Source organism: Streptomonospora mangrovi (assembly GCF_027604915.1).
GTDB classification, from domain to species: domain Bacteria; phylum Actinomycetota; class Actinomycetes; order Streptosporangiales; family Streptosporangiaceae; genus Streptomonospora; species Streptomonospora mangrovi.
The window spans coordinates 1-939 of record NZ_JAJAQC010000122.1; the positions used below are offsets into that span (position 1 = coordinate 1).

General features: G+C 71.7%; 1 protein-coding gene. It reads right to left on the reverse strand.

What is annotated here, in order from left to right; translation table 11 throughout:
* A protein-coding gene (locus LG943_RS27650) for an IS5 family transposase (RefSeq protein ID WP_408648668.1) occupies positions 1-878 on the reverse strand; the annotation gives its coding sequence in 2 pieces (ribosomal slippage) (positions 1-507 and positions 510-878; 876 coding nt in all).
* Between the last annotated feature and the right edge of the window lie 61 nt (positions 879-939).

Here is a 939-nt window from a genome sequence, read left to right on the forward strand (position 1 = left end):
CTAGGCAGTGTTTTTTGAACGGGTGAGGTCGCGCAGCCAGATGCGGATGGAGGCGAGTTGGACGGTTCCGTCATAGACCGCGGCCCTCTTGTCGTACCTGGTCGCGACCGCCCTGTTCTGCTTGAGCAGGTTGATCGCGCGCTCGACGGTGTTGCGGCCCCGGTAGGCCTGGCGGTCGAAGGCCGGCGGCCTGCCGCCCCGTGATCCGCGCCTGCGCCGGTTGGCCCGCTGGTCGGCGGGCTGGGCGATGGTCGCCTTGATGCCGCGCGCCCGCAGACGGGCGCGGATCGCGGCCGAGGAGTAGGCCTTGTCGCCCAGCAGGCGGTCGGGGCGGGTGCGGGGCCGGCCCCGGGTGCGGGGCAGGCGCAGCGCGCCCATCAGCGGCGCGAACATCAACGTGTCGCCGCGCTGGCCGGGGCTGGTGGCGATGGCAAGGGGGCGGCGGCGGGAGTCGGCGAGCAGGTGGATCTTGGTGGTCAGCCCGCCCCGGGACCGGCCCAGCGCTTCGGATCCGTCCCATTCCTCCCGGACCGCGTCCCCTTTTTCGCCGCTCCGGCGGCGTGGTGGTGGGCGCGCACCAGGGTGGAGTCGATGCTGACGTCGAGGGGCCGGCCGGTGGCGGCGTCGATACGCAGCCGCTCGGCGATCTGGTCCCAGGTTCCGTCCAGGGACCAGCGGCGGTGGCGTCCGGCGGCGGTTTCCCAGGGGCCGTAGCGTTCGGGCAGGTCGCGCCAGGGGATGCCGGTTCTGGTCCGGAAGAGGATGGCGTTGATGACGCGGCGGTGGTCGGCCCACCGCTTGCCTTTGCGGGGGTGGGCGGGCATGAGCGGGGCGAGCAGGTCCCACTCGGCGTCGGTGAGTTCATGGCGTCGGACCATGAATCCCAAGGATTACCGAAGACCAGCCCGCCCCGCAGACCTTTCAAAAAACAGGACCTAG